Raw genomic sequence first — 20,809 nt, forward strand, 5'->3', positions numbered from 1 at the left:
GAACGTTGCGAGGTGGCGCAGGTGCTCGTCGGCTGTCGCTGCCTGTTCGGCCGCTGCCGTTTCGCGGGCCTGTTCGGCCAGGGCGAGGACGAGTTTCTCGTCGGCGAGGTCGAGCAGCCGGCAAATGGGCGCGGTTTCTCGTTGGCCCCGGGTCTCCCCGCGCGTGTGGTCGGCTGCGATCTGCTCCAGCAGGGTGCGTTCGGTCTCCTCGGCCGCGGCCGCCGTCTTGTCCTCGCGCCGGGCCTCGACGGGGCTGGTGGCGATCAGCCGGGTGAGCTCCTGGTCGGTCCGGTCGCCGTACGGGCGCCTGGTCCACGGGCTGACCCGCGCCAGTTCCCGTTCCTCCTTCATGGCGGCGAGCTGCTCCTTCTGCTCGTCGGTCAGCCGGTACTCGCGCTTCTGTTGGAGGGCGGCTCGCTGCCGCTGGTTGTGGACCGTCGTGGACACCGACCGTGCGAGGGCGGCCCGTCGGTCGATGGTGCGGGTCTGCGACGGCACGGGCACGGGGGCCGGTGGTTCGTGGAGGAGGTCGGAGACCATCGAGTCCGGCCGGGACTGCCCCAGGAAGCGGGCGAATGCGTCGACGGCGCGCTCCAGGCGCTCCTTCTCGGCGCGGGCGTCACCGAGCCGCGCCCGGGTGTCCTCTCTCTCGATGACCGCGAGCGGCAGCCACAGGTGGTTGGCGGCCTTGCCCCGGGTGAGGCCGGGTACGTCGCGAAGGCGTTGGCTCCGTGCCCGTACAGCAGGCTCGTGTAGCAGGTCATCCCTTGCGAGGCGGCGATCGTCATGGCGTACCCCAAGGACAGGGCCCCGGAGGCGCCCTGGTCCGGCGTCAGCCACCCGGACACGTGGGTATCGTCCTGGCCGCGCGTTCGGGTGCGCCAGGTGATCTCGATCCGCCGTCCTGGGCGATCTCGCTGACGACGGCCCGGTACCCGTTCAGCAGGTCCGGGCCCTCCCCGCGGCGGCTGCGGTAGTCGTTGACGCGGACCCGCACGGCGTCCCCGGCCGCGAGGCTGAGCCGGTCGCCGCCGGGCAGAGCGTAGGTGTGCTCGGTGCCGAGTTCGTCGGCGGCGCGGCGGATCTGCTGGGCCCCGGCGTTGAGCGCGTCGACATCCGTATGGCGGGCGGCGAGAACTACCAGCTCGTCGATGAGGTCGTAGGTGTCGGGACCGGCGCCATGGTTCAGCGCGGCAGCGAGGCCGGCGGGCATGGGGTTGCAACGGCGACGGTCTCGCCGCTTGGTTCCTTGCCGCTTTCTCGTGGCCTTCGGCGATTTCTACAGACCATCCAGCCGCCTGGTCACCGTGTCGAGGGTCGGCCAAGGAGGACCCTCGCGCAACAAGCGCAGGAATTCCTCTCCGAATCGCCTCCCATTCGGAAACTGGTCGCCAAGCTCCCAGCGCCACACGGCGACCATCGCGATAACGAGCTGCCGACACTCGTCCAGCAGCCCTTGGTCAACGCTTGGGTAGTGCTCGCAGACCGCCTCGGGAACATGGGCGAGATCGAACTCAACGGGTCCACGGCAGCACGTCTCAAGGTCGATGAACAACGGGCCGTTCCTCGTGCTGAGCACATTGCCTGGATGCGGCTCGCCGTGGAGCAGCTGCTCCACGGCGCCGCGGTCGTCGATCGCTCGTCGCAGACTTGCCAGCCTGCCGCTGAGGAACACGCGGTCCGCGTCGGTGAGCTCCGGCGAGCGATCCGGGTCGGCGACAACTTCTTCCGCCTCCGTGATCCGGTCCGTGAACCTCGGACTCGGCACCTCGACCTGGCGCATGCCGGCGTGCAGCTGCTCCAGTGCCTTGGCGTAGTCGACCGGTGAGGTGTGAGGTGTCACGGGCTCGTAGTAGGTCCACAGCGTCACCGCGAAGTCATCGCGCGTGTACACACGCGGGTCCGCCCGAGGCTCCAAGGGACACACCGGGCATCCGACCTCGGTGAGCCGCTGAGCGAGATCGACTTCGAACTGTGCAACCTCTTGTCCCACAGGGGCGACCCGGGCAAAGACGTCGCATGGCGTCAGCCGCAGTGCCAGCTTGTTCGAGTTGTGGAGAACGATTGCATCGTTGGCCGGCAGGTCGAGCGATGCGGCGACCGAAGTCGCAGCCGCGATCGCACGCGTGACGTCGGTCATATCCACCCTCGAATCTTGGCATAGATGAGCGAGGGCGATGCCAACTATCGCGACTCGGTACAGTGACGCAGGTCACTCAAAGTTCAACGACAATCGCTCAAACTTCGCTGCAAGAGGTCAGATCAATCGGGTCTGGAACGGACCGCCCTCAGCCCAGACCCGCACCCCGTCGCGGAGAAGGCGTCACTCTCGGCCGACGCTTCCGGCGCACCTGGGACGGCCGGATCCTGCAAGCCCACTGGTCGGCCGGGGCGCACGATGTCCTTCCCCTGCGGCATCGTGGGTTCGCAGGTTCAATCGAGCAGGTCGCGGAGCAGCCTTCTGTTCCGCCGGCCTCCGTCCCCGCCGGAGGAGTTAGCCTGCGTGCGAGCACCGGTGCGGCCCGCCCTCGTGGGCAGGCGCCTTGGGCAACCCGACGAGAGACCCTCCGCACGGCACCCCATGACGCGCTGTGGCCCTGCCGGATCCGGCAGGGCCACAGGCGGAATGCTGCCGATGGTCAGGGTGTGAGATCCAGGACGCGGACCAGCTCACCAACCCACCGGCCCGGGGCAGTGGTCGCAATGATCGCCCCATCGGGACGGTCCGCCGTGGGCTGCGCCGCGTACTGACTGTGCGCCGCGGCCCACGTCTCCTGCCGCGCGACGGCCAGGGCGGCCGGCAGATCCAGGTCCAGGACAGTGATACCGGGCAGAGCAGCCAGATGTTCCGCCGTGCCGGGCCGTGCACGGTCGGCTTCGACGAGGGCGCAGGACGGGGCATAGAGGAACCAGCCGGGCTCGGCATGGGCCCGGTGGATCAGGCGGGAGGCGAGGACGTTGCCCTGGCCGGCCGCGGCCATCGCGGTGTCGTCCAGGACGATGTGCATGGCGTCGCTCACCGGGCCGTCACCCGGGCCAGGCGCCGGTCCAGCTCACTGTCCAGCTCGTTCTGCTCGGAGCGGGTGGGGGCGTAGCCGTTCCACGCCTTCAGCGCGGCCAGGGCCTTCTCCGCGCGCTCTGCACGCTCGGCCGGGGTGAGCATGGTCTCGGCCAGGCGCGCGAGGTACGCGCGCAGTGACAGGCCCTCGGCAGCCGCGATCGCGGCCAGCCGGTCCTTGGCCTCCTCGGGGATACGGACATTGGCATCGGACATTGTCGTACTCCTTCCCATCCCACCAGGATACGGGTGCGTACCCGTACCCATTGACCTGAGTGTTGAGAGGACGACGAAGGGCGGGCCACCAGGTCGGTCGCATGAGGGGTATGCCAGAGTTTGTTTGTCGTCAAGCGATGCCGCGTCGGGCGCGGAGCCGTCGACCGCTACCTCGACCAGACTCAGGTAGAAGCTCCACGCGGCGTGGTCCGGCGCATCGTCCCCCTCATGCACTGCCTCCTTACCGGTGACCGAAAGGGGAGGCCGTCCTCCCTCCGGCCAACTGGACCGGAGGGACGCGACAAGGCGGGACCGCGTGATCAGCACACTATGGACCGGCCTGAAGCTCCAATGCCCATGAGGAGAACTGAACGAATCTCTCAAAGTAGGCGCCGAATCCGCCCAAGTAGACAGGGCGAACAGATGGGGCGACCTGCCGCAGGTCATCGCATCCGAGTCACGGTCAGCATCCAGCCTCTGTTCGAAGCCGTCGCATGTCACGCACAAGCGTGCAGGTACGCGCGAACGGGCAGCGGATGTACACCGGTTCGGGAGGCAGCCGCCGCCCGAGAGGGAATCGAAATGTTCACGGTTTCGACAGCAGTACTGGCACGGAGAGGTTGCTGCTGGGGTGCGATGGCCAACGCCGTCGGGGTCTGGTGCTCCGGCCGCATCGGTGCGCCGGCTTCAGGCAGGTGGAAGCGGCTCTGCGACGGTGACCGTGCCGGTCCGCCAGTCCGGTTGATCGGGTGCGTGCCAGAGGACGTCGAGCCCGCGGTGGGTGAGTTCCTCCGCCTTCTGAACCAGGGCCGCCTGCGCGATGTCCGGCTCGGACGGGGGCGGAGGACCAGCGAACGCGCCGTCGGCGATGCCGGCCGGCCCGGTGAAGTGGACGGCGTACCTCCATCCGTCCGGGGTCCGGTACAGGACGAGGCTGGTCGGCGTCCCGAGGGTGCGCCAGTACGGTCGCCGTTTACTCGCCATGCCGCTGCGGATCACCGCCCATGCGGCGCGTCCGGCGTCACCGAGGACGTAGGCGCCCCCGACCGTCCGGATAGACGGATGGTCGGGGGCGAGCGTGACGCGGCAGGATGCTCCGTATGACATTGCCCACCCCCGAGCTGCACACCGCCCGCCTGCGACTACGGCCGTTCACCGACGCCGACGCGGCGCCGCATCCAGTAGCTCGTGGGGTCCGCCTGGAGCGGCAACATTTTCATCGGCGCGCGCGAGTGCTGTCGCTACTCGGGTTCTGGCTCACTTTCTGTGCGTGAACATCGAACACGCTGCGGCCCGGGTGCCTCTCGAAGCACTGAACAACTGCTGTCGGAAACCGGTGAACAAAGCAAAGCGTTGGAAATTCGGCGCATCTGGTGCCGGGTCAGACCCCCGCGGACGTCCGGGCGTCCTTGGTGGGTGTCACGGGCGCCGCCGCAGGGCCGCTGCCGTGCCCTTTCGGGGACCCGAACCAGGCCACTGCCACCGCGCCCGATACGGCGAGCACGAACCCGGTGATCGCCGCCCAGGCGAAGCCGGGACGGGAGGCATCGCCGAGCCACAGCACGCCGATGATGCCCGGCAGGACGGTCTCGCCGACGACCAGCGCGGCGGTGGCGCCGTTGACCGAGCCGATCTGCAGGGCGACCGTGTGCAGGTACATGCCGCCGATGCCTGCCACCAGGATCGCGTAGAGCGCCGGGTCGCAGAGCAACGCTCCCGGGTCGAAAGGGTCGATGCCGTTCAGCACACGGACCCCGACACCCAGGGCGCCGAAGCCCAGTCCGGAGAGCAGGCCGGCCAGGATCGCGGCGCGCGCCCCCAGTAGGCGTACGACCACGGTGCCGCCCACGATCAGGAGCAGCGAGATCCCCAGCAGCCACCAGTGCGTGGAGATCGGGGTGTCGCCGCTGCCTTCCGGGCCCGCCGCCGTCGCCAGAAGCACCAGCGCGGAGCAGACCACAGCAATCGAGGTCCACTCGGCGCGGTTGAGCCGGATGCCGAGGAGCTTGACGCTCAGCACCGCCGTGATCACCAAGTTGGCGCTGATCACGGTCTGCGACAGGAACAGCGGCAGGAGGCGCGCCGCCAGTGCGCCGAGCCCGAAGCCGACGAAGTCCAGGATGGTCCCGACGATGAACTCCCAGGTCATCGCCGCCTTCGCAGTGGACGACAGGCTCGGGCCACCGTGCTGGGTCACGCTGCCCGCGGCAGCCTCCCGGCGGGCTGACTTCCGTGATCCGACGGCCTGAAGGACGGAGCCCGTGCCGTAACAGATCGATGCTGCCACGGCGGTGAGCAGTCCTATGAGCACCGAAAGCTCCGTTCATGTATGGGTCGGTGGGGTTCGGTCCCGTTCCCACTGGCAGACGTGGGTTTCGGCGCGAAAGTTGCTTCCGGCGAGTCAGTTACCGGCCAACTACGGTCAGCCACATTGCCCGTAGCACACTGCACTGCTCAAGGAAGAGATCGGCACTCGTGTCTGGCCCGACCGGGCCACCGTCCGCGCCGAGGTCTTCGCCTTCATCGAGACGTTCTACAACCGCCGCCGCCTGCGTAAACACAAGGTCTTCGGCTACCTCACCCCGGCTGAGACCCGGCAACGGCACAAGCACGCCCTCGCGGCATAACGAACGAGCGTCCGAGATCGCGGGGAAACTTCACTCCACCGTCGACCCCGAAGCCCGGCACATCCACAAGACCCGCAGCCACCAGCAGGACGACTCTGCTGCGCAATTCCGTGCGAGGTGAGGGTGGTGTCCTGCCGCAGCGAAGGCTGAGCACCTGCCCCTAGGGTGGGAGGATGCAAATCATCCTGGTGAGCGGGCCCTCGGGCTCAGGGAAGACGACCGTCGCGCGCATCCTGGCCCAGAGCAGGCTCTCTCCCAGCGTGCATCTTCATACGGACGACTTCTACGCGGCGATCAAGCAGGGAGCGTTGGCGCCGTACCTGCCGGAGGCGCACGCGCAGAACCGGACCGTCGCTGGGGTGATCGCCCGGGCTGCCGCCGGTTACGCCGCCGGGGGCTACCACACCGTGGTCGACGGGGTAGTCGGGCCGTGGTTCCTGGAGGAGTACGAGAAGGCGGCGAAGGGCGTGGGTGTCGGACTGGTCTACGTGGTGCTGCGGCCTGACCGGGAAGTCGCACTTGATCGCGGGATGTCCCGCGATCAACACCCGCTCACCGACCGGCAGATCCTCAACCAGATATACGACAGCTTCGCCGACCTCGGCCCGTACGAGAAGAACGTTCTCGACTCCACCGACCTCACCGCGGAGGAGACCGCAGAGGCCGTGCTCAAACTTCGGTGAGACTGCTCAACCTTCGCTGCGACAGGACAGGTGGGCGCGGGATGATCGTCCGTGCGGTCGTTGTCCTGTTGTGCGGCCGTGGGGGTGATGCGGTTGTCGATGCGGCCGAAGGGACTGCCGGAGGTGCCGGTGCAGACTGCGGCGGTGGCCCGGGCGGCGTTCCCGCGGGGGAGCCTGGCGATGCGGGTGCGTGATCGGCTTTGCGGAGGTCTTCGCCGACGAGCCGTTCGCCGAGGCGTTCGGGGTGCGTGGCACCCCTGGGCTGTCACCGGGGGTGTTGTCGCTGGTCACGGTGTTGCAGTTTGCCGAGGACCTGACTGATCGGCAGGCCGCGGCGATGGCGGTGCGGGCGATCGACTGGAAGTACGCGCTCGGGGCCGAGTTGACGGACACGGGCTTCGATGCCAGCGTGCTGAGCCGGTTCCGCGCTCGGTTGGCCGGGCATGGCATGGAGCGTGTGATCTTCGACCGGATCCTGGAACACTGCAAGGACGAGGGCCTGGTGACGGCCGGGGGCAAGCAGCGCACCGATTCCACCCATGTGATCAGCGCGGTGCGGCACTTGAACCGTCTGGAACTGGCCGGGGAGAGCGTGCGGGCGGCCCTGGAGGCCCTCGCGGTCGCGGCGCCGGCCTGGCTGGCCGGGCAGGTTGACGTGGCGGAGTTCGCCCACCGCTACGGGCCGAGAGTGGACGGCTGGCGCATGCCGTCCACGCAGACGAAACGCGACCGGCTCGCGCAGGTCTTCGGGCAGGATGCCCTGGCGTTGTGCCGGGCCGCCTGGGCCGTGGACGCCCCCGGCTGGATCCGGGAGATCGAGTCCCTACGGCTCTTGCGGCAGATCCTCGTGCAGACCTACTACCTGCACACCGACACCCGGGGACCGGAGGTGATCAGGAAGCGGGACGCCGACGACGAGGGCGTCCCGCCCGGCCAACTCCGCCTGGCCTCCCCCTACGACCCCGATGCCCGCTGGGCGGCCAAGGGCGCAGACCTGTTCTGGATGGGATACAAGGTCCACCTCACCGAGACCTGCGACACTCCAGCCGAAGCCGAGGGCCAGGTGGCACCGAACCTGATCACCGACGTGTTCACCACCGACGCCACCGTGCCCGACGTGAAGGCGACCGAGCCTGTCCAACAGCGCCTGGCCGAGCACGGGGTGCGACCCGCAGAGCACTACCTCGACTCCGGATACCCCTCCGCCGATCTCATCACCACCGCCCTGAAGCAGGGCACCCGCATGGTCACCCCCGTCCTGCTGGACCACTCCGCCCAGGCGAAGGCCGCCACCGGCTTCGACAAGAACGCCTTCACCATCGACTGGCAAGCCCGCCAGGTCCGCTGCCCCGCCGGGAAGACCAGCGCGCACTGGAACCCGGTGAAGCAGCACGGCGCGGACGCGATCGTCATCACCTTCAGCATCCGCACCTGCCGCCCCTGCCCCTTCCAGGAACAGTGCACCAACTCCGCGGCGGGCCGGCGCATGCTCACCCTGCGGCCCAGGGAACCGTACGAGGCCCTCGTCCGGGCCCGCGCCGAGCAGAAGACCGAGACATGGAAGACCAAATACGCCCTGCGCGCGGGCGTGGAGGGCACCATCAACCAGGCCCTGGACATCACCGGCATACGCCGGGCCCGCTCCCGCGCGCCGCCGCCACGGTGACTGCCCCGCCGGCCACACCGTCCCCCTGTCAGACCCCGGCGGACGGCACAACCAGCGCAAGGCCGCCTTCGGAAACCTGTGCACCGGATGTCCCCTGCGCGAGCGGTGCACCAAGGCCAAGGCCGGACGCATCCTGACCATCCGCCCCCACCACGACCTGCTCGCGGCCGCCCGCCGCCAGGCCGCCACCGACCCCGACTGGCAAAGCCGACTACCGCCGCTGGAGACCACCGGTCGAACGCGCCGTTGCCGGGCTCGTCCACCACGGCAACCGCAAATTCCGCTACCGCGGCACGATCGCCAACGACATCTGGCTCCACACCCGAGCCGCCGCCCTCAACCTCCGCCCACTGATCAACCTCGGACTCACCCGCACAGGCAGCACCTGGACGATCAACCCAGCCACCGCATGGACCGAGGGGCCACCCGGCCCACGGCCGGACAGCCCCTCAGCAAGATCCTTATGAGTCTTCCAGGGGCACGAACCGTCCTCGGGCCACGGCGTCGTTCGCAACCGGCCCCGTTCGGTGTGCGGCGCCGTTCAGGACCCGTGCCGGCTCAGGACCCGTGCCGGCTCAGGACTCGTGCCGCTCCGCTTCCACGTCGTACAGTCCCGTCCCCTTGAGCAGCGGGTCCTGGCGGGCCGTGACGGTGAAGCCCCGGGAGCGCAGCAGGGCCGTGAAGCGGGCCAGGCGCTCGTCCTCGTCGTGGACCTCGGCGACGACCGCGCCGATCAGGGGCCAGTGCTCGTCCTCGACGCCCCGCAGCACATCCATCTCGGCGCGTTCCACGTCCACCTTCAGCAGGTCGACCCGGGCGACGCCGTGGCGCCGGATGAGCTCGGAGACGGTGAGCGCGGGGACCGTGAACTCGACGCCGTCGTGGAGCCCTTCCACCAGTTCCTCGGCGTCCTCGGCGTCGACGCCGCTGTTGCGCAGGTACGCCAGGGTTATCTCGTCGTCGGCGTGCCGGTCGGCGTAGACGCCGGAGTTGCCCGGCGCCTGCGGGTAGTACGTGAAGCGCAGCTCGCCGGGGCGGTCCGCGACGGCCGCGCACTCCGCCTGCCAGCCGGGGGCCGCGTGCTCGGCGAGATTGCGGACCAGACAGGCGTGCAGGTCGGGGGCCGGCTCGGCCGCGACGACGCGGACGTCGGGCCGGACGCGGGCGCAGTGCACCGCCATGAGCCCGATGTTCGCGCCGATGTCCAGGACGGTGGCGGCGGCCGGCAGCCTGTGCGCCACCCGGTGGTAGGCGCCGGGCGGCTGCATCTCGCGCCACATCGCCACGGCGGCGGGCCCGTTGGTGCACCAGACGGCGGGTCCTGCGGGAAGCCGCAGCCGGAGCTGCTCCTCCGGACCGGCCTGGACCGTGTCCCCCGTCATGGCGCACCTGCCCCGAGAGCGATCAGACGCGCCAGGTCGTCGACGGCGACGAGGCCGACATCGGCGACGCGGGCCGCGGGCGTGTCGAGGGACACGTCGATCAGCCGCCGCCAGGTGTCGCGGAACCGCTCGATGGTCTCCCGGTCGAACAGGTCGGTGTTGTAGCGCAGAACAGCCCTGAACTCCGCGCTGTTCTGCAGGACTTCGACGGCGAGGTCGAGCTGGCCCTCCTGCTGCGGCACGTCGCACAGTTCGGCCCGCAGGCCGCCGAGGCGCACCCGGCCCTCGTAGAGCCCGGGGATCGGCAGCCGGTCCACGGCGATGAGGGTGCAGACGATCCGGAAGAGCGGACCGCGCTCGGCGCCGCCCGGCAGGAGCTCGACCGGGTGACGGGCGTGCGCGATGCCGGTGCGCAGCTGACGCTGCGCCGCCTCGAAGGTCTCAAGGAACGTGGTGGCGGGCACGAACCGGCCGGCCACCGGGAGCGAGTTGACGAAGTAGCCGACGGCTTCGCGGGTCGCGGGCGTGAACCGGGTGGTGACCGGGCAGCCGACCAGGAAGGCGTCCCCGGCGCCGCAGCGGTGCAACGCGGACTGGAAGGTGCCGAGGAGCCAGGCGAACGGCGTCAGCGCGCGTTCGGCGGCGGCCTCGCGCAGCCGGCGGGTGGTGGTGACGGGAAGGGTGAGTTCAGCGGTGGCCCCGTTGAGGGTGGGCTGTTCCGGGCGCGGCCGGTCGGTGGGCAGAGCCGCCGCAGGCAGGCCCCGGCACAGGTCGCGCCAGTGCGCAGCCGACCGCTCGCCTCGCGGTGAGGCGATGAATTCGTGTTCCGCGCGGACGTGTTGGTCCCAGCCGGTGGGGGCAGGGGGGCGGGCCGCGCCGCCCTGACCGGTGCGTGCGCCGTACTCGGCGAACAGGTCCCTGACGAGCAGCCACTGCGAGGTGGCGTCGCTGACGATGTGGTGCGTGACGGTGACGAGCACGGCGTCGTCGGGCGCCGCGCGCAGCAGCACCGCCCGGAAGGCGCCCTCGTCGGCGAGGCGGAAGGGCTCCTCGCCCGCTCGCCGGGCCAGCCGGAACAACTCCTCCTCGTCCGCTCCCGGCACGTCGCGCACATCGAGCCGTACGGAGTCGGCGGGATCGGTCACCCGTGTCGGCCCCGCGTCCGTACCGGGGAAGCGGGAGCGCAGCAGTTCGTGCCGGAGCACGAGCGCGGTGAGCGCGTCCTGGAGGACGTCGGTACGGACCGGGTCGCGCAGCCGGACCGCGAGAACCACGTTGTACGCGGAGCTGTCCGGGTCGAGTTGATGGGCGAGCCAGAGTCCTTCCTGGCCGGTGGAGATGAGCCCGGTGGACATGCAGGTCAGTCCTTCCACAGGTGTGCCACGTCGCCGAAGTTCCGGCTCACCCAGTTGTCGGAATAGATGGTGTCGAGGTAGCGGTCGCCGCCGTCGGGGAAGACCAGCACGCAGTGGGAACCCCGGGGAACGCGGTCCTTGAACTTCCACAGTGCGGCGACGGTGGCGCCCGACGATCCGCCCGCGAGGACGGCCTCGCGGGCGATCAGACGACGGCAGGCGACCACGCACTCCAGATCGGATATGTGCACCACCTCATCGGCCGCCGACGCGTCCATCAGGGGCGGTACCACCGAGGCGCCGTGCCCGGGGATGAGGCGCTGGGTCGACTCCAGGCCGAAGATCGCGCTGCCCTGGGCGTCCACCGCGACGATCGTGGTGTCCAGGCCCCGGGCCCTGATGTGGTCGCGGCAGCCGCGCAGGGTGCCGAAGGTGGAGACCGAGCAGAAGAGGTAGTCGACCTTGCCGTCGAGAGCTTCCTCGATCTCGCGCATGGTGGTCTCGTGTGCCTTGGGGTTGAGCAGGCTCGCGTACTGGTTGGGCCAGTACGCCCCGTCGATGGAGGCCACCAGTTCGCGTACCCGGCGCAGTCGCACGGGCAGGTACTCCCCGGTCAGCTCGTCGCGCTCGGTGACGACCTCCACCTCGGCGCTGAAGGCGCGCAGGATCGCGAGGTTCTGCTCGGTGGTCTTCGCGTCGACGACGCAGACGAAGCGCAGTCCGTAGTAGCGGCAGATCTGCGCGAGGCCGACGGCCAGGTTGCCCGAGCTGGACTCGACGATCACCGAACGGCCGGGCTGCACCTCACCGCTGCGGATGGCCTCGCGCAGCATGCCGAGGGCTGAGCGGTCCTTGATGCTGCCGCCCGGATTGAAGCGCTCGATCTTCCCGAAGACCCGGGAGCCGAAATCCGGCAGCAGTTTCTCCAATTCCACGAGTGGGGTGTTCCCCACGGTCGACAGAATGCCTGGGAACGGTTTGTCGGGCATGGCTGCCCCTTCCCGGATAGTCACTGCGAAGCGCGTACTTGGGCGCGACCGGGGCCCTGTCCGGCCCCGGTCCGCCGGACCAGGTCGTGTCTGACGGATCCCGCCCGGCGCCCTCCGGGCGGACGGCGCTATCGGTCGGACGCGGCCCGGCCGGCCAGCTCGGCCACCAGGTGGGCGGTGATGGCCTCGACCGTCGGGTGGTCCCACGCCATGGTCGGTTCGACGACCAGGCCGAACCGGTCCTCGATGTCACCGCAGAGCGTGAACACGTACACCGAGTCCAGGCCCATCTCGGCGAGCTGGGCGCCCTCGTCGATCTCCGAGGCGGGGCGCTCCAGGTAGTAGGAGACGCGGTCGACGAGCCAGGAGCTGATCGCCTGCGGCGTGCGAATGACGGGGTCGGGGCTGGTTGCGGTGGTCTCGGTCATGCGATGACTCCCTTGGCGGGGACCGGCCCGTGGGCGAGCCGTCCGCGGAACAGGTCGAAGGTGCGGTGGTGTTCGTGTCTGGTGGCGAGTTCCGCCGTCAGGCCCCGGACCAGGTGTCCGGGCAGCGGGCCGCGACGCGGCCCGAGCCGGGCGGCGAGCCGGTGCAGCGCGCCGGTGACCCACAGCGGGTCGGCGGCGAAGCCGTCGGCGGGCGTGGCCGCGTGCCAGATGCCGAGGCAGGAGGCGGCCGCGAGCAGATGGGTGTAGCGCTCGGCGAGCAGGAAGGCGCGACGGCTCGCGAGCGGAGTGCGGTCGCGCGGCGGCAGGACGGCGGCCCGGTCGGCGAGGCCGGCCAGCTCCTCGGCGAACATGCCTGCCAGTGCGGCGAGTTCACCGAGTTCGGTTTCGCGGACGGCGCGCTCGGCGAGGTCGCGGGCGAACGCGGGCAGGCACGCCGCGAGGCCGTCGGCGCCTCGCGCGGACAGTTCGAGCAGGCCGAAGTCGAGGTCGGGCATCGGGTCGTCGGGCCGGAACAGCGCCGCGGCACCGGGGGCGGCCGTCCCGCCGTCGAGGGCGGGCCGCCAGGACCGCTCCGCGAGCCGCGGCAGCTGGGGAACGATGTTCGACAGGCACACCGCTCCGCTCGCGTGCGCCAGGGCGACGACCGGCAGGTCCCGGGCGGCCTTCTGGAAGACGGCGTACGGCCCCTCACGTACGTAGCTGCGGGCGCCCAGCGTCACACCCAGGCGGTAGGAGTTGTCCTGAAGCAGCTTCGGCACCAGGTACTTCACCGCCGCGGCACGTACGCTCGCCTCCCCCGGTGCCAGATGCAGTGTCCGCGCCCCCACGACCGACAGTGCGTCGCAGATCAGCAGATCGAGGAAGGACTCCGCCAGCACGCCCTGTACCTCGGGGAGTTCGGACACGGGCCGTCCGTAGAGGAGGCGTTGCCGGGCGAAGTCGAGCACCGCGCGCAGCTGGGTGTCGCCGACGCCGACGACCATGCCCGGCAGCACGCTGCGGGTGACCTGGAAGACCTTCAGGACGGTCTCCATGGCACCCCCCTCGACGCCGAGGAGCGCATCGGCCGGTACCTGGCAGGCGTCGAAGTCGATGCCACCGAGACGGCATCCCCGTACGCCCGATGTGGCGAACCGGGCGGAGCGGTCCGCGCGCTCCGTGGGCAGCGCGTCGAGATCGACCAGGAAGTGCGCGTGGGCGCGGCTGCCGGTGTCCTCGCCCGTGCGGGCGAACAGGACGGCGGCCTCGGCGCGGCCGATGTTGTTCACCAGCTGCTTGCCGCCGTCCAGGAGATGGCCGCCGGGTGCCGGCGCGGCGGTCAGCGAGATACGGGCGAAGTCGCTGCCGTGGTCGAGTTCGGTGTACGCGGCGACGATCCGGCCGCCGCCGATGAGCAGTTCAGCGGCTCGGCGGCGCTGTTCGTCGCTGCCGTCGGCCCAGATGGGCAGGCCCGCGATGAAGCTGGTGACGCCGTAGCCGATGCCGAGCGCGCAGTCGCGCCGGAACAGGGAGCGCATGAGCAGCGCGAACCGGTCGGCGCGCGCGAACCGGCCGCCCAGGGAGACCGGCACGAACTCGGCACCCAGCCCGAAGTCCGCGAGCGCGCGCTCTCCGTCGGCCGACAGCTCGCCGCGCTCGTCGGCGGCGAGCACCGCTCGCAGACCGAGCGGATTGGCGGCGTCCCGCGGATCGCCCAGCAGGGTCTCCAGGCGGTCGACGCGCGCCAGGTCCGGGTCGGACACCGGACCCTCCCCGGCGAGGTGCGGGGCCTCGCGGGCGCCGGTGGTCAACAGGTCCGTCATGCCAGGTCCTTCGTCGATGTCGGGGTGGTGGTCGGGTGCGTCACGCCGCGTCCCTCGCCGGCCCGCCGCCGGGCACCCGGCGCCCCTCGCCCAACGGGCAGGGCAGCAGCGAGAACAGCAGCCCCTCCTCGTGCTGGGCGTACAGGGCGGGCAGCAGGGCGTCGAGGGCGGGCCCGTCCTCGTCCTCCAGGTCGGGGACACCCGTCAGGCGGCGCAGCAGTCGGGCCAGGACCGCGTCGAGCCATGCCGCGTCCTGCCAGAGCGGGCCGCTCGCCCGGACGGTGCCGGCGTTCTCCAGCCACAGGTGCACCGCGGCGGCGCCCGCGTACACGAGGGCGTAGCGGCGCGCCGCGGCGAACGCCTCCGGCGGCACGGCGCGGGGGCTGTGCCGCGACGCCTTCAGCTCCTCGTGGAGTTCGGTGGCCAGGGCGAGCAGCCGCGCGGCGCGCTCCGCGACCTGGGACGGCACCGCCGACCTGATCCGCGCCACCGCGTCCGGCAGGGACTGCACGACGCCGGAGCCCGACCGCGCGTACAGCGCGAGCCGTCCGTGGTCGAGCTCGGGCGGCGGCCCGTCCAGGCGGGCGGCCGTCGCGACCGCGTCCCGGTCGGCAGTGCCGTCGCGGTAGCCGCGGGCGAGCACCGGGAAGTGGTTGATCAGGGAGTTGAGGTTGACGGCGGTGCTGCCGTCGAAGATGCCGACGATGCGGTGATCGCGCTCCAGCTTCTGGAACGCGCCGTCGGCGAAGTCCTCGACCAGCATCGCCCGTGCCCCGAGCAGTCCGCGCAGCGCCCCGATCGTTTCGTCGCCCAGGGTCGGCACCAGGTACTTGACGACGGCCGAGACCGCAGCCAGCTCACCGGTGAGTGTGTGGATCGAGCGGGTCGCGACGAGGCTCACCGCCTCCATCGCGAGCAGGTCGGCGTAGGACTCGGCCAAGGTGCGTGCGGCGTAGGGAAGTTCGGCGAGCGGACGCCGGTAGAGGCGGTGCGTGCGGGCGAAGTCCAGCGCGATGCGCAGCGCGTGGTCGGTCATGCCGAGCGACATCGCCGAGCACAGGGTCCGGGTGATCTGGAATCCCTTGAGGACGATCTCCAGGCCCTCGCCCTCGGCGCCGATCAGCGCGTCGGCGGGCACCTCGGCGCCGTCGAAGGCGATGCCGCTGATGTCGGCGCCGCGCACGCCGTGCGTGGGCACTCGGGGAAGGGCGCGCCGGCTCCCCGCCGCCGGCCGGGACATGTCGACCAGGAAGAGGCTGAAGCCCCGGCTTCCCCCCTGGTCGGTGGTGCGGGCGAGCACGGTCACGAAATCGGCCCGCGTCGCGTTGTTGATCAGCCACTTCTCACCGTCGAGCCGCCATCCGCGCTCCGTGCGTGTGGCTCGCAGCTCCCCCGCGAGCAGGTCGCTGCCGTGCTCCCGCTCGGTCACCGCCAGCGAGACCACCGCGCCCGAGGCGACGCGCGAGGCGAGGGTCCGGGCCTGTTCGGGAGTTCCGGCCACCCACACCGAGACGGCACCCAGGTACGTCTTGACGTGTCCGAGGGCGACGGTGAAGTCGCGCCGTCCCAGCGTCCTGATGAGCTGCGACAGCTCTTCGACGGAGCGGAGTTCGCCGCCGTGCCGGGCGGGGGCGAACCAGCGCGGCACCCCGAGGGCGTCCAGCTCCCGGCAGATCGCGGCGGGGAACTCCTCGGCCCGGTCCAGCCGTGCGCAGGCCGGGCGGGAGAACACCCCGCTCTCGTCGCCGGGGTCGCCCAGCCTCGCCTCCAGTTCGCGGCTGAGCGCGTACGGGTGCCAGGGCTCGTCGGCCGGCACGCCGAGCGCGTCCACGGGGCGGGCCCGCCCTGCCGCGGCCGGTCCCCGGAACGCGGCGGCCACCTCCGGCGCCAGCTCCTCGTGCAGAACCTCCAGCTCACCGCGCTCGAAGAGCTCCCGCATCACCGCGCGCCGCACCTTGCCGCTGGTGGTGCGCCGGACCCGTCCCGGTCTGACCAGGACGAGACCGCCGACCCGCAATCCGAGCCGCCGGGCGAGAGCGCCGCGGGCGCCGCGCGCGAGGGCGGTGAGCTCTTCCCCCGACAGGCCGCGCCCACGGGTCTCCTGCACGGCGACGATCTCCTCCGCCGTGTGACCGCCGCCCGGACGCACCGCGAAGACGGCCGCGGTGTGCTCGGCGAACGCGGGTACCGCTTCGCGGAGTTCACGCTCGATGTCGTGCGGGTACAGGTTGCGTCCGTGCACGATGATCATTTCCTTGATGCGCCCGGTGACGTACAGCTCGCCGAGGCGCAGCGCGCCCAGGTCGCCGGTGCGCAGGAAGCCGGCCTCGCCGGCGGCGGTGCGTGCGCCGAAGACGGCGGCGGTCTCCTCGGGACGGTTCCAGTAGCCGAGTGCGACGCTGCCGCCGCGGATCCAGATCTCGCCGACGCGCCCGTCCGGCAGTCCGGCGCACGTGGCGGGGTCGACGACCCGGACGTCGAGTCCGCGCACGACGCCGCTGCTCGCCAGTTCCTGCACCGGAACGCCCTGCCGGGCCTCGGTCAGCTCGCCGCGGGCCAGCGCGTCGCAATCCGCGCGGAGCACCGTCGGAGGAAGCTCCGCACGGGTTCCGCTGACGTACAGCGTGGACTCCGCGAGGCCGTAGCCGGGCAGCAGGGAGCGCGCCTCGAAGCCCGCTGCGGCGTACCGCTCCGCGAAGCGGGCGAGGGTCGCGGCGTCGACGGGCTCGGCGCCGTTGCAGGCGTACCGCCAGCGGGACAGGTCGAGCCCAAAGGTCTGCTCCTCGGTGAGGCGACGGGCGCACAGGTCGTAGGCGAAGTTCGGGGCACAGCTGATCTCGGCGCCGTGCCGCGCGATCAACCGCAGCCAGGACACCGGCCGCTTGAGGAAGTCGGTGGGCGACATGAGGACCGCGGTGCCGCCCAGGTACAGCGGGGCGAGCATCATCGCGATGAGGCCCATGTCGTGGTGGGCGGGCAGCCAGCTGCACCATGTCATGCCGCCGTGCCAGCCGTGGCTGTCCCGCATCAGACGCAGGTTGTGCACCAGTGCGCCGTGCGGCACCATCACGCCCTTCGGGTCGCCGGTCGACCCGGAGGTGTACTGCAGGAAACAGAGCGTGCCGGGTTCGACGGACCGCTCGGTCCACGCGTCCGGATCGCCCGCCCGCTCGGCGGACTCCACCGTGACGGCGTCGAGGCCGGGCAGTGCGGCACGCTCGTCCTCGATCCAGCGGGTGACGGCGGCGGCGCTCGCCTCGTCGGTGAGGACCAGCCGGGCGCCGGTGTCCACGGCGATGGCGTTGGTCCGGGACTCCTGCCGGCCGAACCCTCCGGGGGCGGGGACCGGGACCGGGACCGCACCCGCGTACAGGCAGGCGAGGAAGGCGCGGAGGAAGCCGGTGCCGGGCAGGCAGGAGACCAGCACCCGGTCGCCGGGTGCGACCAGCTCCGCGACCGTCACGGCCGCGGCCCGCGCCCCGGTGTCCAGCAACGCGTAGGACAGTTCCTCCTCGCCGGACGCGGCACCGAACACGACGGCGCGGCGCTCGGGCGCCGCCGCCGCCCCGCGGCGCAGCGCGCTGACGAAGCTCTCGAAGCCGGACACCCAACCACCCACCTTCTCGTAGCAGTACGGATCCCCAGGCAACCGCCGTGCGCTATGCGGCACCTATACGCGGACTCGGCCGTCCGGGGGACACGGAAGGGCCGCCGCACGACGCGGGGGAGGCGTCGTGCGGCGGCCCTGGACGCGGCCTGCTGCGGGCCGCGCCGGTGCGGGGCGGCTCAGCCGCAGCCGCCCGCGTGGCCGTCGTCCACCGAGGCCGCGGGGGCGGGCGGCGGGGCTGCGTCCGCGGGGGGCGGGGCCTCGGGGGGCTCGGCGGCGAGTGCCGCGGCGAAGGCCGGCAGCCGGTCGACGCCCCAGTACTTGTCGAAGTGGTCGACGAAGAACGGTACGCCGAAGACTCCGTCCCGCTCGATGTCGAGCAGCACCCGCACGCCCTCGGCCCGCAGTCCCGGGTCGTCGGCGGCGGACGCCAGCTCTTCGCCGTCCAGGCCCAGTTCGGGGCCGAAGCCGCCGATCACCGAGCGGTCGCAGATGTCCTGCCCCCGTTCCCAGCGGGCCCGCGCGGCGAGCGCGATGAACTCGGCCCCCCTGCCGTGCCGGTGCGCGGCGAGGTAGCCCAGGTGCGGCACCTCCCACACCGGATCGCGGTCCACCGGCCAGGTGAAGGACAGTCCCCGTTCGGCGGCCAGGCGCCGCACGTCCTGAAGGATGTAGCGGTGTTTGGCCGGGGACATCGGTGTGTAGGGGAAGGCGCCGCCCGCCTCGGCGAGCAGCTTCCGGCTCAGTTCGTCCGGCTCGAAGAACGGCACCCACTCCACGGCCGCGGCGGTGGCCGGACAGCGGTCGAGCAGGTCCCGCCACGCCAGCCACGAGTACGGGCTGCGCAGCGAGAAGTAGAACCGCGGGGGACGCCTGCGACGGCGCTGCTCGCGGGCGGCGCCGCTCACAGCGCGATCCCGCCGTCCACCTGGAACACCTGCCCGGTGACGTACGACGCCTCGGGCGACACCAGGAACGCCACGAGCGACGCCACGTCCTCGGGTCGCCCGAACCGCTTCAGCGGGATCCGGCCCAGCATCTCCTTGGCCACCTTCGGCGGCAGCTCCGAGGTCATGTCCGTGTCGATGAACCCCGGCGCCACCGTGTTGGCACGGATGCCGTGCCGCCCGCCCTCCTTGGCGAGCGACCGGGTGAAGCCGATGATCCCCGCCTTGGACGCCGAGTAGTTGGTCTGGCCCGCGTTGCCCGCGACGCCCGCCACCGACGACAGCGTGACGACGGCGCCGCCGCCGCGCTTGATCATCGGGAAGGCCACCGCGCGGCACAGGTTGTACGTGCCGTCGAGGTTGGTGCGCAGTACGGCGTCCCAGTCCTCGTCCGGCATCAGCACCAGCGGGGAGTCCCGGGTGATGCCGGCCGATGTCACCGCCGCCGACGCGGGGCCCAGCCGGTCCTCGGCGGCGGTGACGAAGTCCCGCACCTGCGTGCGGTCCGTGACGTCCACCCGCCGCGCCAGGACGCGGCGCCCCAGCTCACGTACCTCCTTCTCCACCAGGGCCGCCGCCTGGTCGTCGGAGCGGTAGCAGAAGCCGATGTCGTAGCCGTCGCGGGCCAGCCGCCCGACGACCGCGCGGCCGATGCCCCGCGACCCTCCGGTGACGAGTGCGACCCTGTCCCCGTGCGGTTCGCCGCCGCTCTGTGCGGTGGTCTGGTTCCGTGCAGTGCTGTGCGCACTCATTGCGTCCTCTCCTCACACCTTCAGCAGGGCGCGGTCGGGCGCCGGAAGCAACTCGCTCATGTCGCGCAGCGCGACCACGAACGCGCCGACCCGCAGCACCTCGCGCCCGCCGACGAGCGTCTCGCCGGCCAGGACCGAGGTCTCCCCGGCGGCCTTCACCAGGCGCACCCGGTGCTCCAGCACGTCGCCGGGCCAGGCGCGCCCGCCGACGACGACCTCGTTGATGGCCCCGGCCAGTTCGACCTTCCCGGCGAGCACGTCGGGGTTGGGCTTCTCCCACACGGAGAGCAGCACCGCGGACTGGGCCCACGACTCGATGACGAGCGAGGTCGGGTAGGCGTAGTCGGACGCCGTGGCGTCCTGGCCGAGCGGCGCGTACACCGGTTCGTTGCCGGAGACGGCCTTGTACGCGGTCAGGCTCACGCCCGGCACCACGTCCGCGACCCGGTCCACCAGCAGGATCTCGCCGCGGTGCGGGATGGTGCCCTTGATCCGGTCGACGCCGTGGACGGTCATCGGACCTCCTCGTGCCGGTCCTTGTCGCGGTAGCGCAGCCGGATGTCGGCCACCTTGCCGCGGTTGGTGGTGACGGCCGCCTTGAACAGCAGCCCGGCGGCGCTCTCCGTGACGCCGATGTCGGTGTGCACCCGGTCGCCCGGGTGGACGGGCCGGTGGAAGCGGCATCGGTCCATGGCGACCAGCTCCACCTCGCCGTCGTCGCCGCCGGGGGTGGCGCGATTGCTCCTGGCCCACTGCCGGACCGTGCGGTCGGCGGCCTCGATGAGGAACACGCCGGGCAGCAGGGGGAAGCCGGGGTAGTGCCCGTCGACGACCGGGCCGTCGACGGGAGCGTCGAACGCCGCGATCGCGCCCTGCGCGCCGATGCGGATCAGCTCGATGTCGCCCAGGGGCGTGGCGGCGCTCACCGTGCGTCCCGCAGCTTGTCGGCGAGCAGTTCGTAGGTGCCCAGCAGCGAGGTGATCGAGGTCAGTTCGGACTCGGCGAGCCGGACCCCGTACTCCTTCTCCAGGCGCACGACGATCTCCAGAGCCATCAGCGAGTCGACCTCCAGGTCCTCCATGAAGTGGGCGCTGTCGGTGACCTCGGCGACGTCCAGGTCGAGGACATCCGCGACCAGGTCGCGCAGTTCTTCCTTGTCGAGTGCGGGGGTGGTGGTCTCGGGCATGAGCGGGACACGTCCTTCCGGGTGTGGTTCGGCATACGGGCGGTGGTCGGGGATCCGGTGCGGCCGGCACCCCGCGCGGTGGGCCCAGGG

General features: G+C 71.4%; 20 protein-coding genes and 3 pseudogenes. 6 read left to right on the plus strand and 17 right to left on the minus strand.

Features of this window, described 5'->3' with window-relative positions:
- The first annotated feature begins 12 nt into the window (after positions 1–12).
- Entirely contained in the window at positions 13–756 is a 744-nt protein-coding gene (locus ACF1B9_RS30890) for a hypothetical protein (protein ID WP_391744679.1), read from the plus strand.
- 76 nt (positions 757–832) lie between these two features.
- Here ACF1B9_RS30890 and ACF1B9_RS30895 read toward each other — a convergent pair whose 3' ends face one another.
- The 5 genes from ACF1B9_RS30895 to ACF1B9_RS30915 all read right to left on the minus strand — a co-directional run bounded on the left by ACF1B9_RS30895 (position 833) and on the right by ACF1B9_RS30915 (position 4,381).
- Positions 833–1,213, minus strand: coding sequence for a hypothetical protein (locus ACF1B9_RS30895; RefSeq protein WP_391744681.1), 381 nt, complete (start codon positions 1,211–1,213; stop codon positions 833–835).
- Between the two features lie 66 nt (positions 1,214–1,279).
- Positions 1,280–2,140: a phosphotransferase gene (locus ACF1B9_RS30900; RefSeq protein WP_391744682.1), complete on the minus strand. Its 861-nt coding sequence runs from the start codon at positions 2,138–2,140 to the stop codon at positions 1,280–1,282.
- 499 nt (positions 2,141–2,639) lie between these two features.
- Positions 2,640–3,008 carry a hypothetical protein gene (locus tag ACF1B9_RS30905; protein WP_391744780.1) on the minus strand — a complete coding sequence of 123 codons (369 nt, stop codon included), beginning with the start codon at positions 3,006–3,008 and terminating at the stop codon, positions 2,640–2,642.
- Between the two features lie 8 nt (positions 3,009–3,016).
- On the minus strand, positions 3,017–3,274 hold the full coding sequence (locus tag ACF1B9_RS30910) for a hypothetical protein (RefSeq protein ID WP_391744684.1): 258 nt from the start codon (positions 3,272–3,274) through the stop codon (positions 3,017–3,019).
- A gap of 687 nt (positions 3,275–3,961) precedes the next feature.
- Complete coding sequence (locus tag ACF1B9_RS30915) at positions 3,962–4,381, minus strand: hypothetical protein (RefSeq protein WP_391744686.1); 420 nt, start codon at positions 4,379–4,381, stop codon at positions 3,962–3,964.
- On the opposite strand from ACF1B9_RS30915, the pseudogene ACF1B9_RS30920 reads away from it, so the two are divergent.
- Positions 4,375–4,449 (plus strand): annotated as a pseudogene (locus tag ACF1B9_RS30920) (GNAT family N-acetyltransferase); the annotation flags it as partial. The gene ACF1B9_RS30915 and the pseudogene ACF1B9_RS30920 overlap by 7 nt on opposite strands.
- A 206-nt stretch (positions 4,450–4,655) precedes the next feature.
- On the opposite strand, the gene ACF1B9_RS30925 reads toward ACF1B9_RS30920, so the two are convergent.
- Positions 4,656–5,585, minus strand: a complete 930-nt coding sequence (locus ACF1B9_RS30925) for a hypothetical protein (RefSeq protein WP_391744688.1) — start codon at positions 5,583–5,585, stop codon at positions 4,656–4,658.
- Between the two features lie 489 nt (positions 5,586–6,074).
- Between ACF1B9_RS30925 and ACF1B9_RS30930 the strand changes: the two genes are divergently transcribed.
- The 4 genes and pseudogenes from ACF1B9_RS30930 to ACF1B9_RS30945 all read left to right on the plus strand — a co-directional run.
- The gene (locus ACF1B9_RS30930; protein ID WP_391744690.1) at positions 6,075–6,584 is read left to right on the plus strand and encodes an AAA family ATPase; all 510 of its coding nucleotides are present in this window, start codon (positions 6,075–6,077) and stop codon (positions 6,582–6,584) included.
- A gap of 190 nt (positions 6,585–6,774) precedes the next feature.
- A complete protein-coding gene (locus tag ACF1B9_RS30935; RefSeq protein WP_391744691.1) occupies positions 6,775–8,250 on the plus strand; it encodes an IS1182 family transposase in 1,476 nt (491 codons plus the stop codon).
- Between the two features lie 25 nt (positions 8,251–8,275).
- Positions 8,276–8,380: pseudogene (locus tag ACF1B9_RS30940) on the plus strand (transposase); the annotation flags it as partial.
- A gap of 121 nt (positions 8,381–8,501) precedes the next feature.
- Positions 8,502–8,717 (plus strand): annotated as a pseudogene (locus ACF1B9_RS30945) (hypothetical protein); the annotation flags it as partial.
- 108 nt (positions 8,718–8,825) lie between these two features.
- Here ACF1B9_RS30945 and ACF1B9_RS30950 read toward each other — a convergent pair.
- From ACF1B9_RS30950 to ACF1B9_RS31000, 11 genes are all read right to left on the minus strand, one after another.
- On the minus strand, positions 8,826–9,632 hold the full coding sequence (locus ACF1B9_RS30950) for an FkbM family methyltransferase (protein ID WP_391744692.1): 807 nt from the start codon (positions 9,630–9,632) through the stop codon (positions 8,826–8,828).
- Positions 9,629–10,987, minus strand: a complete 1,359-nt coding sequence (locus ACF1B9_RS30955; RefSeq protein ID WP_391744694.1) for a condensation domain-containing protein — start codon at positions 10,985–10,987, stop codon at positions 9,629–9,631. The genes ACF1B9_RS30950 and ACF1B9_RS30955 overlap by 4 nt, the downstream gene beginning before the upstream one ends.
- Positions 10,988–10,992: 5 nt before the next feature.
- Entirely contained in the window at positions 10,993–11,976 is a 984-nt protein-coding gene (sbnA, locus tag ACF1B9_RS30960) for a 2,3-diaminopropionate biosynthesis protein SbnA (protein WP_391744695.1), read from the minus strand.
- A gap of 128 nt (positions 11,977–12,104) precedes the next feature.
- On the minus strand, positions 12,105–12,404 hold the full coding sequence (locus tag ACF1B9_RS30965) for an acyl carrier protein (protein WP_351075201.1): 300 nt from the start codon (positions 12,402–12,404) through the stop codon (positions 12,105–12,107).
- Positions 12,401–14,227: an acyl-CoA dehydrogenase family protein gene (locus tag ACF1B9_RS30970; RefSeq protein ID WP_391744696.1), complete on the minus strand. Its 1,827-nt coding sequence runs from the start codon at positions 14,225–14,227 to the stop codon at positions 12,401–12,403. The genes ACF1B9_RS30965 and ACF1B9_RS30970 overlap by 4 nt, the downstream gene beginning before the upstream one ends.
- A gap of 40 nt (positions 14,228–14,267) precedes the next feature.
- Positions 14,268–17,834 carry an AMP-binding protein gene (locus ACF1B9_RS30975; RefSeq protein WP_391744697.1) on the minus strand — a complete coding sequence of 1,189 codons (3,567 nt, stop codon included), beginning with the start codon at positions 17,832–17,834 and terminating at the stop codon, positions 14,268–14,270.
- 179 nt (positions 17,835–18,013) lie between these two features.
- Entirely contained in the window at positions 18,014–18,742 is a 729-nt protein-coding gene (locus ACF1B9_RS30980) for a 2-hydroxychromene-2-carboxylate isomerase (RefSeq protein ID WP_391744699.1), read from the minus strand.
- Positions 18,739–19,533 carry a 3-oxoacyl-[acyl-carrier-protein] reductase gene (gene fabG / locus ACF1B9_RS30985; RefSeq protein WP_391744701.1) on the minus strand — a complete coding sequence of 265 codons (795 nt, stop codon included), beginning with the start codon at positions 19,531–19,533 and terminating at the stop codon, positions 18,739–18,741. Before fabG ends, ACF1B9_RS30980 begins: the two co-directional genes overlap by 4 nt.
- Before the next feature lie 12 nt (positions 19,534–19,545).
- The gene (locus ACF1B9_RS30990) at positions 19,546–20,049 is read right to left on the minus strand and encodes a 3-hydroxyacyl-ACP dehydratase FabZ family protein (RefSeq protein WP_391744702.1); all 504 of its coding nucleotides are present in this window, start codon (positions 20,047–20,049) and stop codon (positions 19,546–19,548) included.
- Positions 20,046–20,459 (minus strand): 3-hydroxyacyl-ACP dehydratase FabZ family protein, encoded by a 414-nt coding sequence (locus ACF1B9_RS30995; RefSeq protein ID WP_391744703.1) that lies wholly within the window; start codon positions 20,457–20,459, stop codon positions 20,046–20,048. The genes ACF1B9_RS30990 and ACF1B9_RS30995 overlap by 4 nt, the downstream gene beginning before the upstream one ends.
- Positions 20,456–20,719 (minus strand): acyl carrier protein, encoded by a 264-nt coding sequence (locus ACF1B9_RS31000; protein ID WP_351082769.1) that lies wholly within the window; start codon positions 20,717–20,719, stop codon positions 20,456–20,458. The genes ACF1B9_RS30995 and ACF1B9_RS31000 overlap by 4 nt, the downstream gene beginning before the upstream one ends.
- Between the last annotated feature and the right edge of the window lie 90 nt (positions 20,720–20,809).

The sequence above is a fragment of the Streptomyces sp. NPDC014727 genome (genome assembly GCF_043083485.1).
Lineage (GTDB): Bacteria > Actinomycetota > Actinomycetes > Streptomycetales > Streptomycetaceae > Streptomyces.

Bases quoted from the DNA above. Each gene is read 5' to 3' on its own strand.
- ACF1B9_RS30910 (WP_391744684.1), bottom strand. From the start codon at position 3,274: ATGTCCGATGCCAATGTCCGTATCCCCGAGGAGGCCAAGGACCGGCTG.
- ACF1B9_RS30965 (WP_351075201.1), bottom strand. From the start codon at position 12,404: ATGACCGAGACCACCGCAACCAGCCCCGACCCCGTCATTCGCACGCCG.
- fabG (WP_391744701.1), bottom strand. From the start codon at position 19,533: ATGAGTGCGCACAGCACTGCACGGAACCAGACCACCGCACAGAGCGGC.
- ACF1B9_RS30950 (WP_391744692.1), bottom strand. From the start codon at position 9,632: ATGACGGGGGACACGGTCCAGGCCGGTCCGGAGGAGCAGCTCCGGCTG.
- ACF1B9_RS30955 (WP_391744694.1), bottom strand. From the start codon at position 10,987: ATGTCCACCGGGCTCATCTCCACCGGCCAGGAAGGACTCTGGCTCGCC.
- ACF1B9_RS30915 (WP_391744686.1), bottom strand. From the start codon at position 4,381: ATGTCATACGGAGCATCCTGCCGCGTCACGCTCGCCCCCGACCATCCG.
- ACF1B9_RS30930 (WP_391744690.1), top strand. From the start codon at position 6,075: ATGCAAATCATCCTGGTGAGCGGGCCCTCGGGCTCAGGGAAGACGACC.
- ACF1B9_RS30905 (WP_391744780.1), bottom strand. From the start codon at position 3,008: ATGCACATCGTCCTGGACGACACCGCGATGGCCGCGGCCGGCCAGGGC.
- ACF1B9_RS30990 (WP_391744702.1), bottom strand. From the start codon at position 20,049: ATGACCGTCCACGGCGTCGACCGGATCAAGGGCACCATCCCGCACCGC.
- ACF1B9_RS31000 (WP_351082769.1), bottom strand. From the start codon at position 20,719: ATGCCCGAGACCACCACCCCCGCACTCGACAAGGAAGAACTGCGCGAC.
- sbnA (WP_391744695.1), bottom strand. From the start codon at position 11,976: ATGCCCGACAAACCGTTCCCAGGCATTCTGTCGACCGTGGGGAACACC.
- ACF1B9_RS30895 (WP_391744681.1), bottom strand. From the start codon at position 1,213: ATGCCCGCCGGCCTCGCTGCCGCGCTGAACCATGGCGCCGGTCCCGAC.
- ACF1B9_RS30900 (WP_391744682.1), bottom strand. From the start codon at position 2,140: ATGACCGACGTCACGCGTGCGATCGCGGCTGCGACTTCGGTCGCCGCA.
- ACF1B9_RS30970 (WP_391744696.1), bottom strand. From the start codon at position 14,227: ATGACGGACCTGTTGACCACCGGCGCCCGCGAGGCCCCGCACCTCGCC.